Origin of the sequence: Sphingopyxis sp. BE259, assembly GCF_031457495.1 — a bacterium.
Lineage (GTDB): Bacteria > Pseudomonadota > Alphaproteobacteria > Sphingomonadales > Sphingomonadaceae > Sphingopyxis.
This window is the reverse complement of the sequence record NZ_JAVDWM010000001.1, coordinates 2,114,694-2,139,868: the sequence shown is the minus strand read 5'-3', so window position 1 is coordinate 2,139,868 and position 25,175 is coordinate 2,114,694. Positions and strand designations below refer to the sequence as shown.

The window sequence follows — 25,175 nt, the reverse complement described above, 5'->3', positions numbered from 1 at the left end:
GTATGCCGGGCGCTATAGGACGAAGCGATGACACAGCAAAGCCCCGATCCCCTCTTGAGCCCGAACCGCGCCCCGACGCTGGCGGGCGTCGAACGCGCTGCCGCCAAGGTCGCCGAACTGCTGCCTTTGACCCCCTTGTTGCCGATGGAGGTCGATGGCCGGACGATCTGGTGCAAGGCCGAATGCCTGCAACCCGTGGGGGCATTCAAGATTCGCGGCGCCTGGCACCGCCTCACCGATCTGAGCCCCGAAGACGCGGCGGCGGGCGTGGTCGGGGTGTCCAGCGGCAACCACGCGCAGGGGGTTGCGTGGGCGGCGAAACGGCTGGGCATCGCGGCGACGATCGTGATGCCCAGCAATGCGCCGAAGATGAAACTGGCGGCAACGCGCGCGCTAGGCGCCGAGGTCATACTGTACGACCGGGTGACCGAGTCGCGCGATGCAGTCGCTGCAAAGCTGCTCGAGGATCGCGGCGGAACGCTGGTCCATGCCTATGGCGATCCGTGGATCATTGAGGGGCAGGGCAGTGCCGGGATCGAGGCGCGCGCGCAGCTGGCGGCGCGAGGCCTTGCCGGGCCCGATAAAGTGATCGCATGCTGCGGCGGTGGCGGATTGTCCGCCGGGCTGGCGCTGGCTTGCCCCGACGCCGAGATTATCGCGGTCGAACCCGAAGGCTGGGACGATGTGACGCGCAGCCTGGCGGCGGGAAAAATTCTGGCTGTCGAGGATCTGGCCTATCCGACCGAATGCGATGCCTTGCAGACGCCGCAGACATGGCCGATCAATTTTGCGGTATTGCAGGCGCGCGGCGTTCGCGGGGTGGTCGTGACGCGCGAGGAGGTGCGCCATGCGATGCGCGTCGCATTCGAACGGCTACATCTGGTCGTCGAACCCGGCGGCGCGGCGGCGCTGGCGGCTGTGCTGGCAGGCAAGGTGGAATTGGGCGAAGCGACACTGGTCACCCTGTCAGGCGGGAATGTCGATCCGCAGCATTATGCGGAGATACTGACGGGGTAATGGGATATATATCAGCGCGGGCGCGTTGGGACGGCAGAGGAGAAGCGATATGCAAAAGCGTTTGATCTGGGCGAGCGCCGCGGCGCTGGTGGTGCTGGCAGGCTGCGAAAAGGCGGAAGCGCCGGCACCCGCCGAACCGACGACGACCGAAGTACCGGTCGAAGCCGCGCCGTCCGAAGGCGCCGATGCGGCCGGTCCGGCTGCGGCATCGCATCGCTACGCGGCGTGGGCGGGCAAATGGACGGGGGTCGAGGGCATGTATGCGACGATCACGACCGCCGAACCCGGCAAATACAAGCTGGAGATGCAGTCCGACCTCGACACCAAGGGCACCTATGATGGCAGCGACGGCGACGGCGGCATTACGTTCACGCGTGGCGGTGAGACCCTGACGTTGACGGCCTCGACCGGCGACGCGACGGGCCTGAAATATCTGGCGGGCAAGAAAGATTGCCTCAAGGTCAAGGACGGCGAAGGCTATTGCCGCGATTGATGCCGCGCATCCTTTGGCATCGTCGGGGGTGCGGCGGCGCCGCTAACCCGCCGCCGCCGCTTGTATAATCCCGCCACTTCACTACGACTTGGCGTTGTGAGCGATATGCAATGGTCATCAGGTGCCGACGAGGCGCGAACGCGACTGGCGGCGGCATTGGCGATGGTCGGACGCGGCGACCGCGCGGCGCTGCGCCAAGTCTATGACATGACCGCCGCGAAACTATTTGGAATTTGCCTCCGTATCTGCGGTGAGAGGGCCAGCGCGGAGGATGTTTTGCAGACCGTCTATATCAAGGTGTGGGAGCGCGCGGGGCAGTTCGATGCCGGGCGCGCCAGCCCGATCACCTGGCTGGCGACGATCGCGCGCAACGCCGCGATCGACTGGCGGCGGTCGGTTGCGGGCCGGGCGATTCGCGACACCCTGCCCGAACAAGCGGCCTTGGCGGTGGCCGACGATGCACCGCGCGCCGACCAGTCGCTGGTGGCGGCGGAGGAGGGCGAGCAGTTGCACCGCTGCTTGGGCGAACTCGAAGATCGCACCCGCTTGTGCATCCGCGCTGCCTTTTTCGACGGATCGACCTATGCCGAGCTGGCCGAACGCGAAAATGTGCCGCTGGGGACGATGAAAAGCTGGATACGGCGCGGGTTGCTGCGCCTGAAGGATTGTCTTGGCGATGGATGACCATCTGACGCCTGCCGAGGAACGCGACGCACTCGCCGCTGAACTGGGGCTGGGCCTGCTCGAAGGGTCGGCGCGCGCCGATGCATTGCGGCTGTCGCTCAGCGATCCGGCTTTCGCCGCGCTTGTAGCGGCGTGGGAAGCGAAGCTGGCGCCGCTGCACGGCGAGTGGGCCGATGCCGAACCTAGTGCTGCAGTATGGAGCAGCATAGAGCGGCAGCTGGCGGATGCCCCCGCCGATAAGGTTGTTGCAATCGAAACGCGCCTGCGTCGTTGGCGCGCCGGGGCGCTGTTGTCGGGTGCTGTCGCAGCCGCGCTGGCATTTGTGCTCATCACCCAGCTGGTGCCGACGCCGACCCCCGATGCACCGCAACTCGCGGTGGCGCGGATCGAGAGCGACGCGGCGGGGCCGTTGGTGCTGGCGCGCTATAACCAGAGCAATGGGCTGATGCAGCTACGTATCCACGGCTTTGAACCCGGAACGCTGGCGCCCGAGCTGTGGGTCATCCCCGAGGGCGGCCCGCCCGTCTCGCTTGGCCAGATTGGTCATGCGGGAGAGGCCCAAATGACGATGCCGCCGCCGCACCGTCTGTTGATGACCGAAGGTGCAACGCTGGCGATCACGATGGAGCCGGTGTCAAAGACGCCGCATCCGGCGCCGAGCGGCGTTGCGGTGGCTTCGGGAAAAATCATCACGATCTGACGCAGCCGTGCATCCGCCGCCGGGTGGCCGCCGTAGCTGCGGCGCAGTCTGCATTTCCGGGCTGCCAGAAACCAGAGGATCGTATGATGAAACTTTCCAAACTCTCCGCGTCGCTCGCTGTTTTGATGATGGTTGCCGGGGGCGGCGTCGCGCTCGCCAACCCGATGGTTGGCGGTGCCGCGATGTATGAGACGAAAAACATCGTCGAAAATGCCGTCAATTCAAAGGATCACACGACGCTGGTCGCCGCGGTGCAGGCCGCTGGCCTGGTCGATACGCTTGCCAGCCCAGGTCCGTTCACCGTGTTCGCCCCGACCAATGCCGCGTTCGCCAAGCTGCCTGCGGGCACTGTCGACACGCTGCTGAAGCCTGAAAACAAGGGCACTCTGACCGCAGTGCTGACCTATCACGTCGTGCCCGGCACCCTGACCGCCGCCGATCTGGCCGCCAATGCCAAGGCGAACGGCGGCAAGGCCGTGCTGACCACGGTTCAGGGCGCCAAGCTGACCGTGTGGGGCAAGGATGGCAAATGGTATGTGACCGACGCCAAGGGCGGCCAGGCGCAGATCACCATCGCCGACGTGAAGCAGTCGAACGGCGTCATCCATGTCGTCGACGGCGTATTGCTGCCGGGCTAACCCCTTCGTCCGGTAACAGGTGCGGTCCGTCCAACTCCCTCCCGGGACGGGCCGCATTGCGGCGCAAAGCGTCGCGCCCGCGAAAGCGGGGGCCGTTGGCGGCGCTGCTCAGCTTCGCTGCCGCATGACGGCAGCGGCTCCCGCCTACGCGGGGGCGACGATCAGGCTTCGTCGAACCCCACGAACCGCGCTGCGGCCTCGACGCTTTTGCGGTTGGACACCACCGCATTGGCGGGAAAGTCTTCGTCGGGCCAGCCGAGCGCGACGCAGATCATGATCACCTGATCGTCGGGGATTTTGGCGTGTTCGCGCACCACCGGGCTTTGCATGATGCCCTGGCTGTTGATCACGCAGCCGAGCCCGCGCGACCAGGCGGCGTTGACCAGCGCGTTGGTGACGGCGCCGCAATCGAACGGCGCGATGTCGCTGCCGAGCAGAACGCGATCGTAGGTGACGACGATGCTGACCGGCGCGTCGAACTGGCGAAAGCCGCGCAGCACCCAATCCTGCCGCCCGTCCTTGTCGTCGCGCTCGATGCCCATCGCTCCAAACAATTGTTTGGCGACTTCGATCTGGCGGCCGCGATGCTCGTCGGGAACGACGGTGAAGGTCCGAAATTCTCGGCTGTCGGGCTTTCCCGCCAAAATGCCGTCGGTGTTGCCGCGGCGGATCGCGTCGAGCGGGGCGCCGGTGACGACCGAAAAATTCCAGCACTGATTGTTGTAGGACGAGGGCGCGCGCATCGCGATCTCGATGACCTCCGCAATCAGGGCTTTGGGGACAGACTTGTCCAGAAAGCCGCGGATCGAGCGGCGTCCCGTCACGACGTCGTCAAAACCGATCGCGTCGCTCACGCGGCTTTCGCCAGCCCCAGTTCCAACCGGCCCCAGATTTCCACCAGCGCCTCGGTCAGGTCGCGCATCATCGCTTCGTCATGCGCTGGCCCGGGGGTGAAGCGCAGCCGTTCGGTGCCGCGCGGCACGGTCGGGAAATTGATCGGCTGGACGTAAACGCCATATTCGGCGAGCAATATGTCGCTGATCTTTTTCGCGCGCACCGGATCGCCGACCATCAACGGCACAATGTGTGTCGTCGAATCCATCACCGGCAGACCGGCGTCGCGGAAGCTCGCCTTGAGATAGGCGGCGGCGGCTTGCTGCGCTTCGCGCTCGACGCTCGATTGCTTCAAGTGGCGAACGCTGGCGAGTACCCCGGCGACGAGCACCGGCGACAGGCTGGTCGTGAAGATGAAGCCCGGCGCATAGCTGCGGATGACGTCGATGATATTCTTGTCGGCGGCGATGTAGCCGCCCATGACGCCGAACGCCTTGCCCAGCGTCCCCTCTATGATCGTCACCCGGTCGGCGGCCTCGTCGCGGTCGGTAATGCCGCCGCCGCGCGGGCCGTACATGCCGACGGCATGGACTTCGTCGCAATAGGTGAGAGCGTTGTATTTTTCGGCGAGATCGCAGATCGCGTGGATCGGGGCGACGTCGCCGTCCATCGAATAGACGCTTTCAAAAGCGATCAGCTTGGCGGCTTCGGGATCGTCCTGCGCCATCAATTCTTCGAGATGGGCGAGGTCGTTGTGGCGCCACACCCGCTTTTCGCAGCCCGAATTGCGAATGCCCGCGATCATCGAGGCGTGGTTCAATTCGTCCGAATAGATGATGCAGTTCGGCAGCAATTTGCCAAGCGTGCCGAGCGTCGCCTCATTGGAGATATAGCCCGACGTGAACAGCAGAGCGCCGTCTTTGCCGTGCAGGTCGGCAAGCTCATGCTCGAGGTCGATATGGTAATGGGTGTTGCCGCCGATGTTGCGGGTGCCGCCCGAACCGGCGCCGACGTCGTGCAACGCCGCTTCCATCGCTTCGACGACCTTCGGATGCTGACCCATCGCAAGATAGTCGTTCGAACACCAGACGGTGATCGGCTTGGGGCCATTGTGCCCTGCAAAACAGCGTGCGTTCGGAAAGGCGCCGCGGTTGCGCAGGATGTCGATGAAGACGCGGTAGCGCCCCTCTTCATGCAGCCGGTCGATCGCGCGAGCGAAGATGTCGTTATAGTTCAAGTTCCGGCCCCGCAGTCAGGTTCCCGCGCCGCTCGTTCAGGACGGCTATTAACAGGCGGGCCAATAACGGCGAATGGAGCCAAAATCCAGTGCGAACGATTCGCAAGTCATTGAGGCGATCACTGTGATCAATTGCACCGGTAGGTTGACGGTTAGCGCCTAAGCCGCGACCAGAAGCTGTCAAATGGGAGCCAGATCATCATGCGTCGCTTGCTTGTTACCCTGATGCCGGTCGCCGCCGCACTAGCGGTGTCGGCACCTGCCCCGGCGTGGGCCCCTGCGCCTTTCGAAGGCGCGTGGATGTCCTGTGAGACATATCGAGAGGCGGAAATATGCTCCTACAAATTGCTGGTGCAGCGTGGGCGCCGCGTGTGCGGGGTCCAGCGTTATTTTGCGACCAGCGCCTATTATGAACAGCGGTTTGTCGGCACGGTGACTGGCAATGCTGCGCGGATCGAAAAGATCTGCGGCGATCCGGGATCGGAAACCGACACTTATTGCACCGGGCGAGCGCCGCGCGATGCCGCGAAAATCGGCTGGGGCGCTTCGGACGACAAGCTGTTCCAGTGTCGCGGCCGCCTGTTTGTCGGAGCGGGCGACACCGCCGCCAGTTGCAAGGGCGTCAAGCCGGGCATGGGGATGCCGCGCGTTCGCACTCTGGGCGCGCAGGGGCCAGCGCCGGACGATCACGCCTGGTTGGCGGCGTGCGCCGCGGGACGCGAATAGCAATCAGATCGTCTCGATCCGGTCGATGCCATAGGGCGCCAGCGTCGCCAGTGGCGGCGGCGGGCGGTCGGCGCTGCGGGTGAATACCGCCAGGCCGGGGGTTGCGGTGGTGGGCCAGGGCTGACCCTGCGTCAGGTCGGCGATCCGCCGCGCGATGCCGTCGGCGCCGTCGATCAATGTGACACCCGGACCGGCGGCGGCCTGCAATTCGTCCGCCAGCAACGGGAAATGGGTGCAGGCGAGGACGATCACGTCCATCGCATCGCCGTTTGGTTGATCGCGCAGCCCGGCGATGGCGCGCGCGATGATGGCGCGATCGACCGGTTCGCCGTGCAGCTTGGCCTCGGCACCGGTGACCAGGCCCGGACTGCCGTGGCGCAGCACGGTCGTGCCGCCCGCAAAGCGCGCGCTGAGGTCGTCGACATAGGGCTGGCGAACCGTCGCTTCGGTGCCGAGCACCCCGATGACCCCGCTTTTTGTGAGGGCCGCGGCAGGTTTGATCGCGGGCACCGTGCCGACGATCGGCAGGTCGAGCGCGGCACGGACGTGGGTAAGGGCGATCGTCGAGGCGGTGTTGCAGGCGATCACCGCGAGCCGCGGCTGATAGCGTTCGACAAGGCGGCCAAGCAGCGCCGGGACGCGCGCCGCGAGTTCAGCCTCGCTTTTCTGGCCATAGGGCAACCCGGCATAGTCGGCGGCATAAACGATCGGCGCGGTGGGCAGCAGCGCACGGGTTGGACCAAGGACGGTGAGGCCGCCGAGGCCGGAGTCGAAAAAGAGGATGGGGGCGTCGGGTGCTGGGTTCATGCGCGGCGACTAGCAGGGGGGAGGGCGGGGCTCAATTACCTAACCGTCGCCCCCGCGCAGGCGGGGGCCGCCATCGGTCATACGCTACCTGTCCAGCGGCCCCCGCCTGCGCGGGGGCGACGGTAATTGTCCATTCTGACCTTATCGGTAGCCGAAACCATTGATCGCGCCCACCAACTTCGCCACTATCGCCGCGAACGGAGCAAGGATTGCCATGACGACTTTATCGCTGATTGCCATGGGCTATCTGCTCGGTTCGATCCCCTTTGGCGTCATCCTGACGCGCCTGTTCGGCGCGGGCGATCTGCGGCAGATCGGATCGGGCAATATCGGCGCCACCAATGTGCTGCGGACAGGGCGCAAGGGGCTGGCAGCGGCGACGTTGATCCTCGACGGCGCGAAGGGCGCGGTGGCGGTGTTGCTGGCACGGCAATTTTTGCCCGAAACTGGCGACCAGGGCGCGATGATCGCGGGCGCGGCGGCGATGATCGGCCATTGTTACCCGGTGTGGCTGAAGCTCCGCGGCGGCAAGGGCGTGGCAACGCTGCTCGGTCTGACGCTCGCGCTGGCCTGGCCGATCGGGCTGGTCTTTGCCGCGGTGTGGATCGGCGCGGTGCTGGTGCTGCGGATTTCGTCGCTCGGCGGGATGCTGGGGGCGGTCGCGGCGCCGCTTGCGGCGCTGGCGTTCGGTCATCCGGTCTATGCCATCGGTCTCGCGGGTCTGGCGGTGATCGTGCTGTGGCGGCATCGCGACAATATCGCGCGGCTGCGCGCCGGGACCGAGCCGCGGATCGGTGCCAGGAAAGACGGCGCGAAAGAGGTTGGGGGCGCATGACCCCAGCCGAGCGGCTGGCACGGCTGCGGCTGATCCGCACCCCGCATGTCGGGCCGGTCAGCTGGCATCAGCTGATGCAGCGCTTCGGATCGGGCGAGGCGGCGCTCGACGCGCTGCCCGATCTCGTCCTGCGCGGTGGGGCGGGCAAGGCGCGGATCGCGCCCGCCGATGTGGCAGAGCGTGAGTTTGCCCGCGCGGCCGACCTTGGCGCGCGGCATGTTTTCAGCGACGAGCCCGAATATTCGCCGCTGCTGCGCGAAGTCGAAGGCGCTCCGCCGGTGATCGTCGTGCGCGGCGACGCCGCGATGCTGCGGCGCCCGTGCGTGGCAATCGTCGGCGCGCGCAATGCCTCGGCGATCGCGTGCCGGTTCGCGCGTCAACTCGCCGCCGATCTGACGGCGCGCGACGTGACGGTGGTCAGCGGGCTGGCGCGCGGCGTCGATACCGCGGCGCATATCGGCGCGCTTGGCGGATCGACGGTGGGAGTGATCGCCAGCGGCATCGACATCGCCTTTCCGCCCGAAAATGCCGCGCTCCAGGAAAAGATCGCGACCGACCAGTTGCTGATCGCCGAACAGCCGCCGGGCAGCGAGCCGTTGGCGCGTCATTTCCCGTCGCGCAACCGGATCATCGCCGGGCTGGCGCACGGGACGGTGGTGATCGAGGCAGCGCCGCGGTCAGGATCGCTGATCACCGCGCGCCGGGCTGGGGATTATGGGCGCGAGGTGATGGCGGTCCCCGGATCGCCGCTCGACCCGCGCGCGCAGGGCTGCAATCTGCTGATTCGCGAGGGGGCGACGCTGATCCAGTCCGTCGACGACGTGATCGAGGCAGTGGGATCGATCGATGCTCGCATGGTCCGTGAACCTGTGCAGCGTTACACCCTCGCGGCGGTGGGGGACGTTACGGGCGATGGTGCGCGCCGGACGGTGATCGACTTGCTCGGCCCGACGCCGGTTGCGGTCGATGAATTGGTGCGCCAGTCGGGGCACGCAGCGGCAGCGGTCCAGCTCGTGCTGCTCGAACTGGAACTGGCCGGGCGTATCGAACGCCATGCCGGGGCGCGGGTCAGCCGCGCCTGATGTCGATCAAGGCACGAATTTTCGCTCGTGGATCCAGCGCGAAGCGATGAATTTGGTGCCGCTGACGATCGGTTGACCGGCATGTTCGGACATCGGATCGACCGCGCCGTCGGGCAGCGTGTTGCGGAACAACAGCAGATCGCCCTTGCGTCCTTTGACCTTCAGGCCGGTTTTGACGAACGCGGTTTCGCCGCCTTTGTAATCATGGTTCAGGTAGATGAGCGCGGTCAGGCTGCGCTGATTCTCCAACGTCGGATTATAATCATAATGGGCGCGATATTGCTGGCCGGGGCGATAGCGCAGCAGCTGCATCGCTTCGCCGCGATCGGTATCGCTGCCCGCCACCGCGGCGATGCGGCGATTGATTGCATGGACCACCGGATCCTCGATCAGCCAGTGGATGGTAAACTCGTCGCTGTCGCGGATCGGATCGCGCCGGGTGCCGCCGCGACCATCGCGGATTTCGGCGGCGCGATACCCGCGGCCACCCACCTCGACCAGATAGGCACATTCGGCAGCGGTGCAAAAGCCCGCGAAGCGCAAGACGTCGGGCGTTGCCGCCAGCCGCTCGCCCTCCCGCAGTTTTTCGGGATCACCGCCCGTCGTCAGCGACATGCGCCCTAGCAGATCGATCTGCGCCTTCCGGCGCGGATCGATGGCAATTTCGCTCGCCAGCCGGGTCAACGCGGTCGGCCAATCGCGCGGCCCGGCGATGCCGCTGGCCAGCAAATTTGTGGTCAGAACGCGCGCGGCGCGATGGCCGGCTTGCGCCGCCAGCGCAAACTGCTGCCGCGCTGCCACTGGATCGACTGCGATCAGCCCGCCGCCCCACAACATGCGACCCAGCGCAAACAGGCCGTCGGGATCGCGCTGCGCCGCAAGCTGGCGGACCAGCAACACGGCTTCGTCGCGTCGTCCGGAGCCCGCCAGTGCCTCCGCGCGGGCAAGGATCGGATGCGGTTGTTGGGAGCGATGCTGCGATACCATGCGCCGCTCCTTAGCGCAGCCACATCGGCGATGACAATGTGATCGCCGCCACAGTCGGCTGGGCACAATTCACGCATGGTTCACCGCAGCGGTCGCAATCGACGTGCGGGTCCGCATCAACTGCAGTGGCGAGGACCGGGGAGCGTTCATGCAAAGCAAATTTCTGACATCGGCGACGGTGTTCGCGATTTTGATGACCAGCGTCGGTCCAATGCCGGTTACGGCGACCCAGACGTATGGGTCGCCAGTGCAGGGTTTCTGCCGTACCGCCGATCCGCTGCCTCGGCTAGATCCCGAAGTTCAGCCACCGCAACAGCAATCCATCGCGACGGTGAGAGCCACCGGCGCAGCCAAGCGCGACCGCGATGCCGGTTTGGCCTCCGAGCCACCGCCTCCACCGCCGCCGCCTCCACCGCCAGCGCCGATGGCGCCGCCTCCGCCTGCCTATATCGATGACGACGGCACGGCCGAGGTGATGGTTACTGGCAGCCGTATCCGGTCGCCGATGCTGGAATCGGCCAGCCCGGTGACCGTGATCGGGACGGAAGAACTGCGGGCCGATGCATCAGACGCGCCGCCGGTGCCAGGATCGACCGCCGACGCGCGCGTCATGCCGCCATCCCCGCGGCGGACCTATCCACGGCCGCAGCCACAGTCCGGTATCCTGACCGCCGGCGAGCACGACGATCTGCTCAATCCCGAACTCTACGCCGCCTATGTGAGCCGTAGCGGCGATCTGGGCAGGAGGTGCGCAGCCTGCCGCGGGTCGACACGACGCGGGTGGTGACGGTCAAGGTCAATGACCGCAATGGCCAGCCGATCCCCTTTGCCGACGTCGTGGTGACGTGCAGCGATGGCAACAGCATCACGATGGCAACGCAGGCCGACGGCAGCGCGGTTTTCTTTCCAGGCCTCGACCGGCTGAGCGAGAGAATCACGGTCACCGCACGCAAGGCCGGGCGCACCATCGCCGATGCGCGTCCGGTGCTGGTTGCCAATGCCGCTGGCGGCCAGTCGGTCGGGCTAACCGCCAATCAGGCGGCAACCAAGGTCACCAAACTCGACCTGATGCTGGTGGTGGATACCACGGGCAGTATGGGTGACGAGATCAACTATCTGCAATCCGAACTGCGATCGATCATCGCGTCGATCTCTGCCAGACACCGCAATCTCGATATCCGCATCGGCTTCGTCTTTTACCGCGACCTCGGCGACGATTATGTCACACGGACAGTGGCGTTCGATCGTGATGTCGGGCGGGTGCAGGGCGCGCTGGCGCAGCAGCAGGCCAACGGCGGCGGCGATTATCCCGAGGCGATGGATCAAGCGCTGATCCGGGCGGTCGGGCAGGACTGGCGGCCCGATGCGGTGAAGTCGCTGCTGCTGGTTGCCGACGCGCCGCCGCATGATCAACTGTTCGGGCGGACCTGGCAAGCCGCCGAAGCGGCGCGCGCCCTGCGCATCCACATCACCCCGGTTGCCGCGTCTGGAGTGGCCGACAAGGCCGAATATGCGATGCGCGCGATGGCGGCGGCAACCCAGTCGCGCTACCTGTTCCTGACCGACGACAGCGGCGTCGGCAATCCGCACGCGCCGCCGGCGATCGATTGTTATCTGGTGACCAAACTCGACGCGCTGGTCCGCCGCGTGATCGATACCCAGATCAGCGGCCGCCGCGTCGAGCCAGAGGAACAGGAAATCATCCGCAGCGTCGGCAAATATGACGCGGGCAAATGCGTCCTGCCCGCCGATTTCAAATGGCAGGACGGGTGACGAAAAATCCGGCTTGACGGAGCCAAGCTATCCCCGCCACCCTCGCGCGTACATGTGAGAGCCGGTGACGGGGATAGTTTTTAATGCAGTTGGTAATTGTTGAATCGCCCGCCAAGGCGAAGACGATCGAGAAATATCTGGGGCGCGATTTCAAGGTGCTGGCCAGCTATGGCCATGTCCGCGACCTGCCGCCCAAGGACGGGTCGGTCGATCCCGACGACGGCTTTGCGATGCAGTGGCTGCTGTATCCCGACAAGGCCAAGCGGATGAAGGAAATTCAGGACGCGGCCAAGGGCGCCGACCGTCTGATCCTCGCGACTGACCCTGACCGTGAGGGTGAGGCAATCAGCTGGCATGTGCAGGAATTGCTGCGCAGCAAAAAGGCGCTGCCTGCCGAAGTCGATCGTGTCACGTTCAACGCGATCACCAAGGACGCGGTGCTGACCGCGATGGCGGCGCCGCGCGCGCTCGACGATGATCTGATCGACGCCTATCGCGCCCGCCGCGCGCTCGACTATCTGGTCGGCTTCACGCTGTCGCCGGTACTGTGGCGCAAGCTGCCCGGCGCCAAATCGGCGGGCCGCGTCCAGTCGGTGACGCTGCGCATGATCGTCGAACGCGAGCGCGAGATCGAAGCCTTTGTTGCGCAGCAATATTGGTCGATCACCGGGCTGTTCGAAATGTCGGGGACGCCGTTCAAGGCGCGGCTGGCGCGCTGGCGCGGCGACAAGATTGAGCGGCTGACGATCACCAACGAAGCCGATGCGCGCGGGGCCGAGGCCGATGTGAAGGCGGGGCATTTCACGGTCGATCTGGTCGAGACCAAACCGCTGACGCGCAATCCCCCGCCGCCGTTCACGACCTCGACCTTGCAGCAGGAAGCGGCGCGAAAGCTCGGATTTTCGGCTAGCCACACGATGCGGATCGCGCAGGGTCTGTATGAGGATGGCGCGATTACCTATATGCGAACCGACGGCGTCCAGATGGACGGCAGTGCGATAAGCGCGGCGCGCAAGGCCATCGCGACGCGATACGACGGCGGCTATGTCCCCGACCAGCCGCGCCAGTATCAAACCAAGGCGAAGAATGCCCAGGAAGCGCATGAGGCGATCCGCCCGACCGACTTCAGCAAGGACAAGACCGGCGGCGGCGACCATGCGCGGCTGTATGAGCTGATCTGGAAGCGCGCGATGGCGAGCCAGATGGCGTCGGCGCGGCTCGAACGCACCAGCATTGACCTGACCGACGGCACCGGCAAGACGATGCTGCGCGCGACGGGACAGGTGATCAAATTCCCGGGCTTCCTGGCACTTTATGACGAGGGCCGCGACGAGAGCAGTGACGACGACGATGCGCGTCTGCTGCCCGCGATGGAAAAAGGCGACGCACCGGCCAAGACCGGGGTCGATACCGAGAGCCACGAGACCCAGCCGCCGCCGCGTTACTCCGAAGCCAGCCTCGTCAAGAAGATGGAAGAGCTCGGCATCGGGCGCCCGTCGACCTATGCCGCGATCCTGCAGGTGCTGAAAGACCGCGCCTATGTGACGGTCGAAAAGAACCGCTTCATGCCGGAAGAAAGCGGGCGGTTGCTCACCGCATTCCTCGAACGTTTTTTCGAACGCTATGTCCAATATGACTTCACCGCCGGGCTGGAGGAAGAACTCGACGATGTGTCCGGCGGCCGCGCGCAGTGGCAGGCGGTGCTCGACCGGTTCTGGCGCGATTTCAAGCCGCGCACCGGTGAGGTCATGGAACAGAAGCCATCTGAGATCACCGCGGCGCTTGACGAATTCCTCGGCCCCTATCTTTTCCCCGACAAGGGCGACGGAAGCGATCCCAGGCTCTGCCCCAATTGCGGGACCGGCAAGCTGGCGCTGCGCGGCGGCAAATTCGGCCCGTTCATTGCTTGCAGCAATTACCCCGATTGCAAATTCACCCGGAAATTCGCCCAGCCGGGTGGCAATGGCGAACCCGATACCGGACCCGAAACGCTGGGCAATGATCCCGACAGCGGGCTGGAAGTGACGAAGCGCAGCGGACGCTTTGGCCCTTATATCCAGCTTGGCGATGGCAAGGAGGCGAAGCGATCTTCGATCCCCAAGGACATTCCGGGCGAGGATTTCGATCTTGATTACGCGCTGCGCCTGCTCAGCCTGCCGCGCGAGGTCGGCACGCATCCCGAAAGCGGCAAGGTCATCATGGCGGGGCTGGGGCGTTACGGTCCATATCTGCTCCACGACGGCAAATATGCCAAGCTGACGGGGACCGCCGAAATCTTTGACATCGGCATGAACGCCGCGGTCGTCCGCATTGCCGAAGCTGCCGCGGGCGGCGGGCGCGGGCGGACCAAGGCCGAACCGCTCAACACCTTTGGCCCGCACCCGACCAGCGGCGGCGAGATGAAGCTGATGGAAGGGCGCTTTGGTCCTTATGTCACCGACGGCACGACCAATGCGACGCTGCCCAAGTCGATGGAGCCCGCCGCCCTGACGCTGGAGGAAGCGATTGCGCTGATCGACGCACGCGCTGCGAAGGGACCGGCGAAGGGGAAGAAGAAGGCGGCGCCGAAGAAGGCTGCGGCGAAGAAGGCGCCTGCGAAGAAGCCTGCGGCAAAGAAGGCTCCGGCGAAGAAGGCCGCGGCCAAGGAATAAATCACAGCGACATTACCGTCATCTCGGCGAAGGCCGGGATCTCATCGTTGCATCATGGCGCGAGGGTGAGATCCCGGCTTTCGCCGGGATGACGCATGAGTTCGAACATGATAGCGTGACGCATCCGGGAGATCGTCCATGCGCTATCTGCTTGCCGCCTTCTTGCTCACGCTATCGTCGATGGTCTCGCTGCCCGCTGCGGCGCAACAGCCGGGGCGGCTGATCTCGGCCGAACCGATGCGCGATGCCCCGCCGGGCGTTCAAGCATGGCGGGTGCAATATTGGACGACCAACGGTAACGGCATGCGCTTCCAGGTCACCGGCATCGTCGCCGCGCCGATGGAAGCGATCCCGCCGCGTCCGCGCCGCGTCATCGCGTGGACCCATGGCGCGTGGGGTGTCGCCGAAAAATGCGCGCCGTCGCTCAGTCCCGATTTCTTCGAATATTCGGCGGGCATGGATGCCGTTCGCAGCGGCTATGTCGTGGTCGCGCCCGATTATATCGGGCTGGCGAACTCGACGATGCATCCGTTTCTGGTCGGTGCCGACACCGGACAGGCCGTGCTCGATGCGGTGCGCGCGGCGCGCGACATTTCGGGCGCCGCGGCGGGCAGCAGCTTTGCCGTCTGGGGGGAATCGCAGGGCGGGCATGCCGCGCTATGGACCGCGACGGCTGCGCGGTCTTACGCCCCCGACCTGACCCTGATCGCCACCGCGGCAGCAGCGCCGCCGACCGATCTAGCCGCCAATTTGCGCGAAGGCAGTGACAAGAACGCGCGGGCGCTGCTGCTATCGTTCGCGCTGCATAGCTGGTCGACGCTTTATGGTTTTTCACAGGGTGCTATCACGGGCCGCGCCAATCAGGGGGTGATCCGCCGATTGGCCGAAAACAACTGCGTGAGTTTCAACACCAAGCCCAAACTCGGCACGATCCTGGGTATCCTGACCATCGCCCGCGCGACGAAGAACAAGGATATCGCCAAGATCGAACCCTTCGGCGCCTTCGCCCGCGCCAATAGCGTCGATGCGGCGCGGGTGCCTGGACCGCTGCTGATCGCGCAGAGCAGCAAAGACACGATCGTCGCCCCCGCGGTCACGCGCAAATTCGCCAAGGCGGCGTGTCGGCGCGGCACGCCGATACGCTGGATCGATATGACCGGCGACCATGGATCGAGCGCCCGCGAAAGCGCGCAGGAAACGATCGGCTGGATCACATCACGCTTCGACGGCAACCCGCCGCCGAATGATTGTCGGCGAATTTAGAAATCCGTCATTGCGAGCGAAGCGAAGCAATCCAGGGCGTGACAAGCCGCTCTGGATTGCTTCGCTTCGCTCGCAATGACGATAGAGGGCGACCGTCGCCCGTCCTCAATCGACCCAATCGAGCCCCATGTCGCGGTAGACACCGCGGTCCTCGTCCCAGTTCGCCTTGACCTTGACGTGCAGGAACAGGTGAACCTTGCGGCCCAATAGTTCGCTCAATTCGCCGCGCGCCTTGCTGCCGATTTCCTTGATGCGCTCGCCCTTGTGACCAAGGATGATTGCGCGCTGATTGTCGCGCGCGACCAGGATCTGCTGATGTATTTCGGCACTGCCGTCGGGGCGGGTGGTGAATTTCTCGGTCTCGACGGTCGACTGATAGGGCAGTTCCTCGTGGAGCTGGCGGTAGAGTTGCTCGCGGGTGATTTCGGCGGCGAGCATGCGTTCGGGGGCGTCGCTGACCTCGTCCTCGGGGAAATGCCACGGTCCCTCGGGCATCAGCTTCGCCAGCGTCGCCTTCAGTTCGGGAACGCCGTCGCCTGTGCTGGCCGAGACGAAGAAAGTTTCGTCGAAGGCGACCCGCTCGTTGAGCGTCGTCGCGGTCGTCAGCAATTTGTCCTTGCGGGTCAGGTCGACCTTGTTGAGCACCAGAAACTTCTTTTCGGGCCGCCCCTCGATCCCCTGCAGCACGCGCTCGGCGCGCTCGCCGAGTTTCGCCGCGGCGTCGATCATCACCAGGATCGCTTCGGCCTGATCGAGACTGTTCCACGCGGCGGCCACCATCGCGCGGTCAAGGCGGCGGGTGGGGGCGAAGATGCCGGGGGTGTCGATCAGCACGATCTGGGTCTCGCCGTCCATCGCCACGCCCATCAATCGGGTGCGCGTCGTCTGCGCCTTGGGGCTGACGATCGCGACCTTCTGGCCGACCAATGCGTTGACGATCGTCGATTTGCCCGCGTTGGGCGCGCCGACGACGGCGACAAATCCGCAGCGGTGGGTCATGATTTCATTCCTTCGAGTTCGGCGAGCAGGGCCGCCGCGGCCGCTTTTTCGGCTGCCTGTTTGCTGGCGCCCTCGGCCTCGGCGCGGGCGAGCTTGCCGACACTGACCGCGACGCGGAAACGCGGCGCGTGGTCCGGGCCTTCGCGGGCGACGATTTCATATTCGGGCGGGCGGCGTTTGCGGGCAAGCGCCCATTCCTGCAGCGCGGCCTTGGGATGTTTGGGTGCGGCGGCCTGCCCGTCGATCATCTCGCCCCAATGGGCAAGGACGAAGGCGCGCGCGGCGTCGGGGCCATGATCCAAATAGACCGCGCCGATCAGCGCCTCGATCGCGTCAGCGGCGATATTATCGCTGTAGCGCCCGCCGTCGTTGCGGGCCTGCGCGCCGAAGCGGATCAGGTCGGTCAGGTTCAGCCGCTGCGCGATCGCGGCGCAGGTCGCGCCCGACGCCAGAACGTGCAGCCGCGACGACATCTCGCCCTCGCTGGCGTTCGGGAAGCGGGTGTAGAGTTCGGACGCGATGACGAGTCCGAGCACGCGGTCGCCCAGAAACTCCAGCCGCTGATAATCGGCGCGCCCGGTGCTGCCGTGGGTCAGCGCCAGTTCGTACAGCGCCAGGTCGCCCGGGGTGCAGCCGATGATCTCGGCGAGCGCCCCGGTGTCAAGGATATCGTTCAAAAACCGTCCCCGATGCGGCTCCAGCGCGCCGCAGTGAACCAGCTGATCGGATTCAGCCAGCTCGCTGATCCGTCCGTCGAGAACATGCCGACCAGCGCATGGCCGACCAGATTTTCCTCGGGAACCAGACCGATGCCCTGATTTTCCATCGCCGGAAAGCGGCTGTCGGCACTGCGGTCGCGATTGTCGCCCATCAGGAACAGGTGGCCCGCGGGGACAACGACGAGCGGCGTATTGTCCTCGGCGATCGGTGCGATATCCAGGATGTTGTAGCTTTTGCCGCTCGGCAGCGTTTCGCGAAACTGTTTGTAACGGCATTGGCGCTGACCGTCGGCGGCGACCTCTTCGAATTCCATGGAATAGCAGGGCAGCGTGCCCGTCGCACGCGAGGCTTCGATCATGTTCTGGGTTACTGGAATGACGAAATCGGCGATCGCTTCGCGCTTGAGCGGCGCGCCGTTGAGCCAGACGATGCCGCCCTTCACCTGCACACGGTCGCCGGGCAGGCCGATGACGCGCTTGATATAATCATTGTCGGCGACCGGGGGCGCCTTGAACACGACGACGTCGCCGCGCTCTGGCGTGCGCGCGAAAATCCGCCCGGGGATCAGCGGCGCACTGAACGGCAGGCTATATTTCGAATAGCCATAGGCCATTTTGTTGACGAGCAGATAGTCGCCGATCAGCAGCCGCGGCTGCATCGATTCCGACGGAATGTTGAACGGCGACAGGAAAAAGCTGCGGAAAATCAGCACCGCAATCGCGAGCAGTGCGAGGAAGCGGATGGTGTCGACCGCCTCTTCTTTTGCGGACACCGGTGCAGGGGTCGGCGCGGACGGGCTGGCGGGCGCGTTATCGGCGGTAAAGCTGGCTTCAGTCATGCCGCGCCTTGGCGATGAATAGGTTGCCACGTCAAGCAAATATCGGCGGATGACGCTGGTGTCGCAGGGGCGGGATGCTTAGAGAGGGGCCGACATCTCATCCCCGTTCGTATCGAGCGAAGTCGAGATACCCATGGGTCGCGCATGACCTCCCGGTGTCTCGACTTCGCTCGACACGAACGGACTTAAGAGGAATTTCGCATGCCCACCGCAGACCAAGCCTGGCAGGCGCTCGCTGACTGGCGGTCGCAGAAGCTGACCGACCTGGTCAGCGTCGATCCGGACGCGCGGTTGCAGGCGCTGGTGCGCAGCGTGGCGAACATCCGTTTTGACTTTGCCAAGACGCATCTGGATGACGCGGCAGTGGCGATCCTGTCCGACCTGGCCGCAGCGCAGGATTTCGAAGGACGCCGCAAGACGCTGTTTTCGGGTGGCATCGCCAACCCGACCGAGAACCGCGCCGCCGAACATAGCGCCGAGCGCGGCGACGGCGCGCCAGAATCGGTGCATCGGGCGCAGGCGCTGCATCAACGGATGCGGATGATGATCGATGCGATCGAGGCGGGCGCGTTCGGCGAAATCCGCCATTTGCTTCACATCGGCATCGGCGGTTCGGCGCTCGGTCCCGACCTGCTCGTCGACGCGCTCGGGCGCCACAGCAACCGCTATGACGTCGCGGTGGTGTCGAACGTCGATGGCGCGGCGCTCGATGAAGTCTTTGCCAAGTTCAGCCCAGAACATACGCTGGTCGCGGTGGCGTCGAAAACATTCACCACCACCGAAACGCTGATGAACGCCAACTCGGCGCTACAATGGCTTGATGAGGCGGGAGTGAATGATCCGCTCGGTCGCTTCATCGCGCTGACCGCAATGCCCGATCGCGCAATCGAATGGGGCATCGATGAAACACGCATTCTGCCGTTCAATGAAACGGTGGGCGGTCGCTATTCGCTCTGGTCATCGATTGGCTTTCCCGCCGCGCTGGCGCTCGGCTGGGATGCGTTCGAGGATCTGTTGGAGGGCGCGGCTGAAATGGACCGGCATTTCCGGTTGACCGACGGCGCGGACAATGTCGGCCTGCTGGCGGCATTCGTCGATCAGCTCTACGCCAATCGACTGGGCTGTCAGACGCGCGCGGTGTTCGCCTATGACGAGCGGCTGCGGTTGCTGCCGAGCTATTTGCAACAGCTGGAGATGGAATCAAACGGCAAGTCGGTGACCTTCGATGGCAAGCCGCTGACCCAGCACAGCGCGCCGATCACCTGGGGTGGGGTCGGCACCGACGCGCAGCACGCGGTGTTCCAGCTGCTCCATCAGGGGACCAACCTGGTCCCGGTCGAGTTCGTCGTCGCGCGCGAGCCCGACCATTTGCTCGATGACGCGCATCACGAAACGCTCGTCGCCAATTGCATCGCGCAGGGTGCGGCGCTGATGGCGGGGCGGGCGAGCGAGGATGGCGCGCGCAACTATCCGGGCGATCGGCCATCGACGACGATCCTCTTCGACCAAGTCACCCCGCACGCGCTGGGCGCGCTGATCGCCTTTTACGAACATCGCGTGTTCGCCAATGCGGTGCTGCTGGGGATCAACCCGTTCGATCAGTTCGGGGTCGAGCTGGGCAAGGATATGGCCAAGGGACTGGCCGAGGGGACCGTGGAGTTCGACCCGGCGACACAGGCGTTGATGGCCGCGGCGCTTGGCGAATGAGGCCGCGCCACTGTCTGTAAGCGCAAAAATCGATTGGCATCGGCGGCCCGCGTAACCACATAGGCGCGGGCTGCGAATGCCAGCCAATTCCATTTCAGGGGTCTCCCACATGAGCAATTTCGACTTCGACCTGTTTGTCATCGGTGCCGGGTCGGGCGGGGTTCGCGCCTCGCGCGTCGCCGCTTCCTATGGCGCGCGCGTTGCGGTGGCCGAGGAGCATCGGGTTGGCGGCACCTGCGTCATCCGCGGCTGCGTGCCCAAGAAGCTGCTCGTTTACGGCGCGCATTTTGCCGAAGATTTGAAGGATGCGCGCCATTTCGGCTGGGACGTGCCCGACTGCAAATTCGACTGGGACCGGCTGCGCGACAATGTGCTGGCCGAGGTCACCCGGCTCGAAGGACTGTATGGCCAGACGCTGGAAAATCATAAGGTCACGCTGTTCAAGACACGCGCGACGATTATTGGCCCGCAAAAGGTCCGGCTGGCCGACGGGCAGGAAATCACCGCCGAACGCATTTTGACCGCAACCGGCGGCTGGCCGTTCGTGCCGGAGTTTCCTGGCAGCGAACATGCGATCACCTCGAACGAGGTGTTCCACCTCGACAAATTGCCGAAGCGCGTCGTGATTGCGGGTGGCGGCTATATCGCCAACGAGTTCGCCGGTATCTTCAACGAGTTCGGCAGCAAGGTGACGATCGTCAATCGCGGCGACACGATCCTGCGCGGCTATGACGAGCAGATCCGCGACCGCCTGCTGCAAATCTCGATGACCAAGGGCATCGAATTCCGCTTCAACGCGCCGTTCGAGTCGATCGAAAAGAAGGAGGACGGTTCGCTGACCGTCCATCTGGGCAACTGCGATCCGATCGACGCCGACATCGTGCTGGTCGCCGCGGGCCGGGTGCCGAACACCAAGGGACTGGGGTTGGAGGAGGTCGGGGTCGAACTCGACAACGAGGGCGCGATCAAGGTCGATGATACCAACCAGTCGTCGGTCGCCAGCATCTATGCCGTTGGCGACGTCACCAACCGCATCCAGCTGACCCCCGTGGCAATCCGCGAGGGGCAGGCCTTTGCCGACAGCGTGTTCGGCGGCAAGCCGACCGTGGTCGATTACGCCAATGTCCCGAGCGCGGTGTTCAGCCACCCGCCGATCGGCGCGGTCGGGATGACCGAGGCCGAGGCGCGCAACAAGCTCGGCACGGTGCGCGTGTACACGAGCGATTTCCGGGCGATGAAAAATGTCCTCGCGGGACGAAACGAACGCGCGCTGTACAAGATGATCGTCAACGAGGCGACCGACCAGGTCGTCGGGCTGCACATGATCGGCCCCGACGCGCCGGAGATTTTGCAGGCGGCGGCGGTCGCGGTGAAGGCGGGACTGACCAAGGCCGATTTCGACGCGACGGTGGCGCTGCATCCGAGCATGGCGGAGGAGCTGGTGTTGTTGAAGTAGGCTAGGAACCGCCTGATTTCCGTTCGTGTCGAGCTAAGTCGAGACATGTGAAGCCGAGCGCGAACTCGGCGTGTCTCGACTTCGCTCGACACGAACGGAGCTTGGGGCGGACTTCTCTCGCTACCCAATCCGATACGGCACCACGTCCCGCCGATCCGGATCGACCAAAATCGGCCGATCGCTCGGCGGAAACGCGCGTTGATCGCAATCGTCGCGCGGGCAGATGCGGCATGACAGGCCGATGCGCGTCGCGGCTTGTGGCGCGCCAACATCGACGCCGTCGGCATAGACGAAATCCCCCGCATATTGCGCTTCGCACCCCAAGGCGACGGCGTAGCGGCGCGGGATGCGCGCATAGCTGCCCGACGGTTTGACCAGCCCCTTCGCCATCGACACATAGCGCAGCCCGTCGGGGGTTTCGGCGAGCTGGAACAGGATGCGGTCCGGGATCGCCGCCGCCTCATGAACGATCCACAGCGGGCAGGCGCCCCCGAAGCGCGCGAACTGCAACCGCGTCGCACTGTGCCGCTTGGTGATGTTGCCCGCCATATCGACGCGGCAGAAGAACATCGGAATACCGCGCGCGCCGGGGCGTTGGAGCGTCGAGAGCCGATGGCACGCCTGTTCGAAGCTGACGCCATAGTCCATCCGCAGGCGGTCGATGTCGTGACGCACCGCGCGGGCGCTGGCGCGGAACGGGGCGTAGGGCATCAGCACCGCGCCTGCGGCATAGTTGGCAAGCCCGACGTGGAGCAATTGGCGTGCTGCCGCGGTCCGTAGCGGGGACGCTTCGACTACCGCTGCGATCTCGCGCGCCAAGGCCAGCGCCGCCAGCTGGTGCGCCAGCTGGAAGCGTCGGCTTTCGGCGGGTTGCGACGGATCGATCACCAGATGGCGCATCGTCGCGTCGAAATCGCGCAGGCTTTGCGTCTGGGTATAAACGATCGAGATGCCGAGCGCGTCGCGCAGCCGCCGTTCGATCGTCTCGATCGCGGGCGATGGATCCTTGCCGCGCAGCTGCCCAGCCAGCGCCTCGGCGGCGCGGTCGATGCTGTCGACATAATTGCCTGCATCGTGAAACCAGTCGCGCACTTCCTCCCATGGCAGGCGGCTGCCCTCGGCAGTCCCGCCGGTCAGCGCTTCGTCGATGATCTGCAATCGCTGTCCGGCGCGGCGATAGGCGGCGTGGAGCGCGACGAACTGGTCGGCGAGCTGCGGTTGCTGGAGCGCGGCGCGTTCGAGTTGGTCCGGGGGTAGGGGAGTTGCTGCAAACAGCGGATCGGCGGCGGCTTCGCGGAGCGCGCCCGCGCGGCGATCGCCGGTGTCGGCGGCGACTTCCTCCCATTCGAGCGGGAACAGCTTTTGCAGGCGGTCGAGGAGGGCGGGGGTCAGCGGGCGGTCGTCATGCTCGATCTGGCTGAGATACGAAGCGGAGATGCCAAGCTGCGCGGCGAAGTCGGACTGGCGGAGGTTGCGGGATTCCCGAAGTTGGCGAAGTTGCCGCCCAGCGTAGAGTCGGTTTGGGACCATCGGCGGCAAATTAGTTTGCAAACTATCACTTTGCAACTTTGCAAATTCGCATTTGCTTGCGCGGCTCTAAGCAGGCAGACGACGTTTTAAAGTGCGTTGGGAGATCTGAATGTCCGCCAATATCGCCGAAATGGAACGCCGCCGCGCCGCCGCTGCCTTGGGCGGCGGGCAAAAGCGCATCGATGCGCAGCACAGCAAGGGCAAGCTTACCGCGCGTGAACGGCTCGATGTGCTGCTCGACGAGGGGTCGTTCGAAGAGCTCGACACCTATGTCGAGCATAATTGCACCGATTTCGGGATGCAGGACCAGATCATCCCCGGCGATGGGATTGTCACCGGATCGGGCACGATCAACGGCCGCCTCGTCTATGTCTTCAGCCAAGACTTCACCGTCTTTGGCGGCTCGTTGTCCGAGCGCCACGCCCAGAAGATGATGAAGGTCATGGACAATGCGATGAAGGTCGGCGCGCCGATCATCGGGATCAACGACAGCGGCGGCGCGCGCATTCAGGAGGGCGTCGCGTCGCTGGGCGGCTATGCCGAGGTGTTCCAGCGCAATGTGCTGGCGTCGGGGGTGGTGCCGCAGATCAGCCTGATCATGGGGCCGTGCGCGGGCGGTGCGGTTTACAGCCCCGCGATGACCGACTTCATCTTCATGGTGAAAGACAGCAGCTATATGTTCGTCACCGGCCCCGATGTGGTCAAGACGGTGACCAACGAGGTGGTCACGCAGGAAGAACTGGGCGGCGCGATCACCCACACGACCAAAAGCTCGGTCGCTGATATTGCATTCGAAAATGACATCGAGGCGCTGCTGGCGACGCGCGATTTCTTTGACTATCTGCCCGAAAACAACCGCAGCGGGGTGCCGGTCCGCCCGACGAGCGACCCGTTCGACCGCGCCGAACCCAGCCTCGACACGCTGATCCCGCCCAATGCGAACCAGCCCTATGACATGCACGAGCTGATCCGCAAAACCGTCGACGAGGGTGATTTCTTCGAGGTGCAGCCTGCCCATGCGGGCAACATCATTTGCGGTTTCGGGCGGATCGAGGGGCGCACGATCGGTATCGTCGCCAACCAGCCGCTGGTGCTCGCGGGGGTGCTCGACATCAATTCGTCGAAGAAGGCCGCGCGTTTCGTCCGTTTCTGCGACGCGTTCGAAATTCCGATCATCACCTTCGTCGACGTACCCGGCTTCCTGCCCGGCACCGCGCAGGAATATAATGGCATCATCAAACATGGCGCGAAGCTGCTGTTCGCCTATGCCGAGGCGACGGTGCCCAAGATCACGGTGATCACGCGTAAGGCCTATGGCGGCGCCTATGACGTGATGGCGTCAAAGCATCTGCGCGGCGATTTGAACTACGCTTGGCCCACCGCCGAGATCGCGGTGATGGGCGCGAAGGGCGCGGTCGAGATCATCTTCCGCGCCGACATGGGCGACCCCGAAAAGATCGCGCAGCGCACGAAGGAATATGAGGACCGCTTTGCCAACCCGTTCGTCGCGGCGTCGCGGGGGTATATCGACGAGGTCATCCACCCGCATAATACGCGCAAAAGGATCGCGCTGGGGCTCCGGAAGCTGCGGAACAAGCAGTTGGAAAACCCGTGGAAGAAGCATGACAATATTCCACTGTGATTGTTTATCGTCACCCCGGACTTGATCCGGGGTCCATGCAACGCCGTGGTTATGGGTCCCGGATCAAGTCCGGGATGACGAAGCTGGAGATTATGCGAAATGAAACTAGGCCGCCTCAACCATATCGGCGTTGCGACGCCGTCGATTGCCGACAGCATCGTCTTTTACCGCGACGTGATGGGCGCGACTAATATTCATGCGCCGTTCGACCTGCCCGAGCAGGGGGTGAAGGTGTGTTTCGTCGATACGCCCGGTGCCGACGGGGCGCTGAACGGCACGCAGATCGAGTTGATCGAGCCGCTGCCGGGCGACACCTCGATCGCGGGGTTTCTGGAGAAGAACCCGGCAGGGGGGCAGCATCATGTCTGTTACGAGGTGCCTGACATTCATGCGGCCAAGGCGGCGTTCGAGGCGCTGGGCAAGCGGGTGCTGGGGGAGTCGCGGATCGGGGCGCATGGGACGCTGATTTTCTTTCTGCACCCCAAGGATATGGGCGGGGTGCTGACCGAGATTATGGAGACGCCGAAGGGGCATTAAAACCTTCTCCCCTTGAGGG

At 64.9% G+C, this 25,175-nt stretch carries 24 protein-coding genes; 16 read left to right on the top strand and 8 right to left on the bottom strand.

Annotated features, from left to right (window positions below; translation table 11 throughout):
* The first annotated feature begins 27 nt into the window (after positions 1-27).
* The 5 genes from J2X44_RS10370 to J2X44_RS10350 all read left to right on the top strand — a co-directional run bounded on the left by J2X44_RS10370 (position 28) and on the right by J2X44_RS10350 (position 3,532).
* The gene (locus tag J2X44_RS10370; RefSeq protein ID WP_310083424.1) at positions 28-1,017 is read left to right on the top strand and encodes a pyridoxal-phosphate dependent enzyme; all 990 of its coding nucleotides are present in this window, start codon (positions 28-30) and stop codon (positions 1,015-1,017) included.
* Positions 1,018-1,066: 49 nt separating this feature from the next.
* Entirely contained in the window at positions 1,067-1,510 is a 444-nt protein-coding gene (locus J2X44_RS10365) for a hypothetical protein (protein ID WP_310083421.1), read from the top strand.
* 105 nt (positions 1,511-1,615) lie between these two features.
* Positions 1,616-2,194, top strand: coding sequence for a sigma-70 family RNA polymerase sigma factor (locus J2X44_RS10360; protein WP_310087005.1), 579 nt, complete (start codon positions 1,616-1,618; stop codon positions 2,192-2,194).
* Positions 2,187-2,894 carry an anti-sigma factor domain-containing protein gene (locus J2X44_RS10355; protein ID WP_310083418.1) on the top strand — a complete coding sequence of 236 codons (708 nt, stop codon included), beginning with the start codon at positions 2,187-2,189 and terminating at the stop codon, positions 2,892-2,894. The genes J2X44_RS10360 and J2X44_RS10355 overlap by 8 nt, the downstream gene beginning before the upstream one ends.
* 125 nt (positions 2,895-3,019) lie before the next feature.
* Positions 3,020-3,532 (top strand): fasciclin domain-containing protein, encoded by a 513-nt coding sequence (locus J2X44_RS10350; protein ID WP_405053403.1) that lies wholly within the window; start codon positions 3,020-3,022, stop codon positions 3,530-3,532.
* Between the two features lie 161 nt (positions 3,533-3,693).
* Here J2X44_RS10350 and J2X44_RS10345 read toward each other — a convergent pair whose 3' ends face one another.
* On the bottom strand, positions 3,694-4,386 hold the full coding sequence (locus tag J2X44_RS10345; RefSeq protein ID WP_310083412.1) for a nitroreductase: 693 nt from the start codon (positions 4,384-4,386) through the stop codon (positions 3,694-3,696).
* Positions 4,383-5,603, bottom strand: coding sequence for a 5-aminolevulinate synthase (gene hemA / locus J2X44_RS10340; RefSeq protein ID WP_310083410.1), 1,221 nt, complete (start codon positions 5,601-5,603; stop codon positions 4,383-4,385). Before hemA ends, J2X44_RS10345 begins: the two co-directional genes overlap by 4 nt.
* A gap of 201 nt (positions 5,604-5,804) precedes the next feature.
* Here hemA and J2X44_RS10335 point away from each other — a divergent pair, with 201 nt between their 5' ends.
* Entirely contained in the window at positions 5,805-6,329 is a 525-nt protein-coding gene (locus J2X44_RS10335) for a hypothetical protein (RefSeq protein WP_310083407.1), read from the top strand.
* A gap of 3 nt (positions 6,330-6,332) precedes the next feature.
* On the opposite strand, the gene murI is transcribed toward J2X44_RS10335, so the two are convergent.
* Entirely contained in the window at positions 6,333-7,136 is an 804-nt protein-coding gene (gene murI / locus J2X44_RS10330) for a glutamate racemase (protein WP_310083406.1), read from the bottom strand.
* Between the two features lie 214 nt (positions 7,137-7,350).
* Here murI and plsY point away from each other — a divergent pair, with 214 nt between their 5' ends.
* Both plsY and dprA read left to right on the top strand, forming a co-directional pair.
* Positions 7,351-7,971, top strand: a complete 621-nt coding sequence (gene plsY / locus J2X44_RS10325; RefSeq protein WP_310083403.1) for a glycerol-3-phosphate 1-O-acyltransferase PlsY — start codon at positions 7,351-7,353, stop codon at positions 7,969-7,971.
* The gene (gene dprA, locus J2X44_RS10320) at positions 7,968-9,053 is read left to right on the top strand and encodes a DNA-processing protein DprA (protein WP_310083400.1); all 1,086 of its coding nucleotides are present in this window, start codon (positions 7,968-7,970) and stop codon (positions 9,051-9,053) included. Before plsY ends, dprA begins: the two co-directional genes overlap by 4 nt.
* A gap of 6 nt (positions 9,054-9,059) precedes the next feature.
* On the opposite strand, the gene J2X44_RS10315 is transcribed toward dprA, so the two are convergent.
* Positions 9,060-10,040 (bottom strand): 2OG-Fe(II) oxygenase, encoded by a 981-nt coding sequence (locus J2X44_RS10315; RefSeq protein ID WP_310083398.1) that lies wholly within the window; start codon positions 10,038-10,040, stop codon positions 9,060-9,062.
* A gap of 148 nt (positions 10,041-10,188) precedes the next feature.
* On the opposite strand from J2X44_RS10315, the gene J2X44_RS10310 reads away from it, so the two are divergent.
* From J2X44_RS10310 to J2X44_RS10295, 4 genes are all read left to right on the top strand, one after another.
* Complete coding sequence (locus J2X44_RS10310) at positions 10,189-10,827, top strand: hypothetical protein (protein WP_310083395.1); 639 nt, start codon at positions 10,189-10,191, stop codon at positions 10,825-10,827.
* On the top strand, positions 10,788-11,813 hold the full coding sequence (locus J2X44_RS10305; protein WP_310083393.1) for a VWA domain-containing protein: 1,026 nt from the start codon (positions 10,788-10,790) through the stop codon (positions 11,811-11,813). The genes J2X44_RS10310 and J2X44_RS10305 overlap by 40 nt, the downstream gene beginning before the upstream one ends.
* Positions 11,814-11,896: 83 nt before the next feature.
* On the top strand, positions 11,897-14,464 hold the full coding sequence (gene topA, locus J2X44_RS10300) for a type I DNA topoisomerase (RefSeq protein ID WP_310083391.1): 2,568 nt from the start codon (positions 11,897-11,899) through the stop codon (positions 14,462-14,464).
* A 138-nt stretch (positions 14,465-14,602) separates the two neighbouring features.
* A complete protein-coding gene (locus tag J2X44_RS10295; protein ID WP_310083388.1) occupies positions 14,603-15,727 on the top strand; it encodes an alpha/beta fold hydrolase in 1,125 nt (374 codons plus the stop codon).
* Between the two features lie 105 nt (positions 15,728-15,832).
* On the opposite strand, the gene era is transcribed toward J2X44_RS10295, so the two are convergent.
* Genes era through lepB form a run of 3 tightly spaced genes read right to left on the bottom strand, consistent with a single transcriptional unit; the run spans position 15,833 to position 18,218 of the window.
* On the bottom strand, positions 15,833-16,726 hold the full coding sequence (gene era / locus J2X44_RS10290; protein WP_310083386.1) for a GTPase Era: 894 nt from the start codon (positions 16,724-16,726) through the stop codon (positions 15,833-15,835).
* Entirely contained in the window at positions 16,723-17,403 is a 681-nt protein-coding gene (rnc, locus tag J2X44_RS10285; protein WP_310083383.1) for a ribonuclease III, read from the bottom strand. The genes era and rnc overlap by 4 nt, the downstream gene beginning before the upstream one ends.
* Positions 17,400-18,218 carry a signal peptidase I gene (lepB, locus tag J2X44_RS10280; RefSeq protein ID WP_310087002.1) on the bottom strand — a complete coding sequence of 273 codons (819 nt, stop codon included), beginning with the start codon at positions 18,216-18,218 and terminating at the stop codon, positions 17,400-17,402. Before lepB ends, rnc begins: the two co-directional genes overlap by 4 nt.
* A gap of 267 nt (positions 18,219-18,485) precedes the next feature.
* Here lepB and pgi point away from each other — a divergent pair, with 267 nt between their 5' ends.
* Both pgi and gor read left to right on the top strand, forming a co-directional pair.
* Positions 18,486-19,991 (top strand): glucose-6-phosphate isomerase, encoded by a 1,506-nt coding sequence (gene pgi, locus J2X44_RS10275; RefSeq protein ID WP_310083382.1) that lies wholly within the window; start codon positions 18,486-18,488, stop codon positions 19,989-19,991.
* A 109-nt stretch (positions 19,992-20,100) separates the two neighbouring features.
* Positions 20,101-21,447: a glutathione-disulfide reductase gene (gene gor / locus J2X44_RS10270; protein WP_310083380.1), complete on the top strand. Its 1,347-nt coding sequence runs from the start codon at positions 20,101-20,103 to the stop codon at positions 21,445-21,447.
* A gap of 120 nt (positions 21,448-21,567) precedes the next feature.
* Here the strand turns inward: gor and J2X44_RS10265 are convergent, their stop codons facing one another.
* Entirely contained in the window at positions 21,568-22,977 is a 1,410-nt protein-coding gene (locus tag J2X44_RS10265) for a short-chain fatty acyl-CoA regulator family protein (protein WP_310083378.1), read from the bottom strand.
* Between the two features lie 109 nt (positions 22,978-23,086).
* Between J2X44_RS10265 and J2X44_RS10260 the strand changes: the two genes are divergently transcribed.
* Positions 23,087-24,619 (top strand): acyl-CoA carboxylase subunit beta, encoded by a 1,533-nt coding sequence (locus tag J2X44_RS10260; RefSeq protein WP_310083374.1) that lies wholly within the window; start codon positions 23,087-23,089, stop codon positions 24,617-24,619.
* Positions 24,620-24,718: 99 nt separating this feature from the next.
* Positions 24,719-25,156, top strand: a complete 438-nt coding sequence (mce, locus tag J2X44_RS10255; RefSeq protein ID WP_310083371.1) for a methylmalonyl-CoA epimerase — start codon at positions 24,719-24,721, stop codon at positions 25,154-25,156.
* Positions 25,157-25,175: the final 19 nt, after the last annotated feature.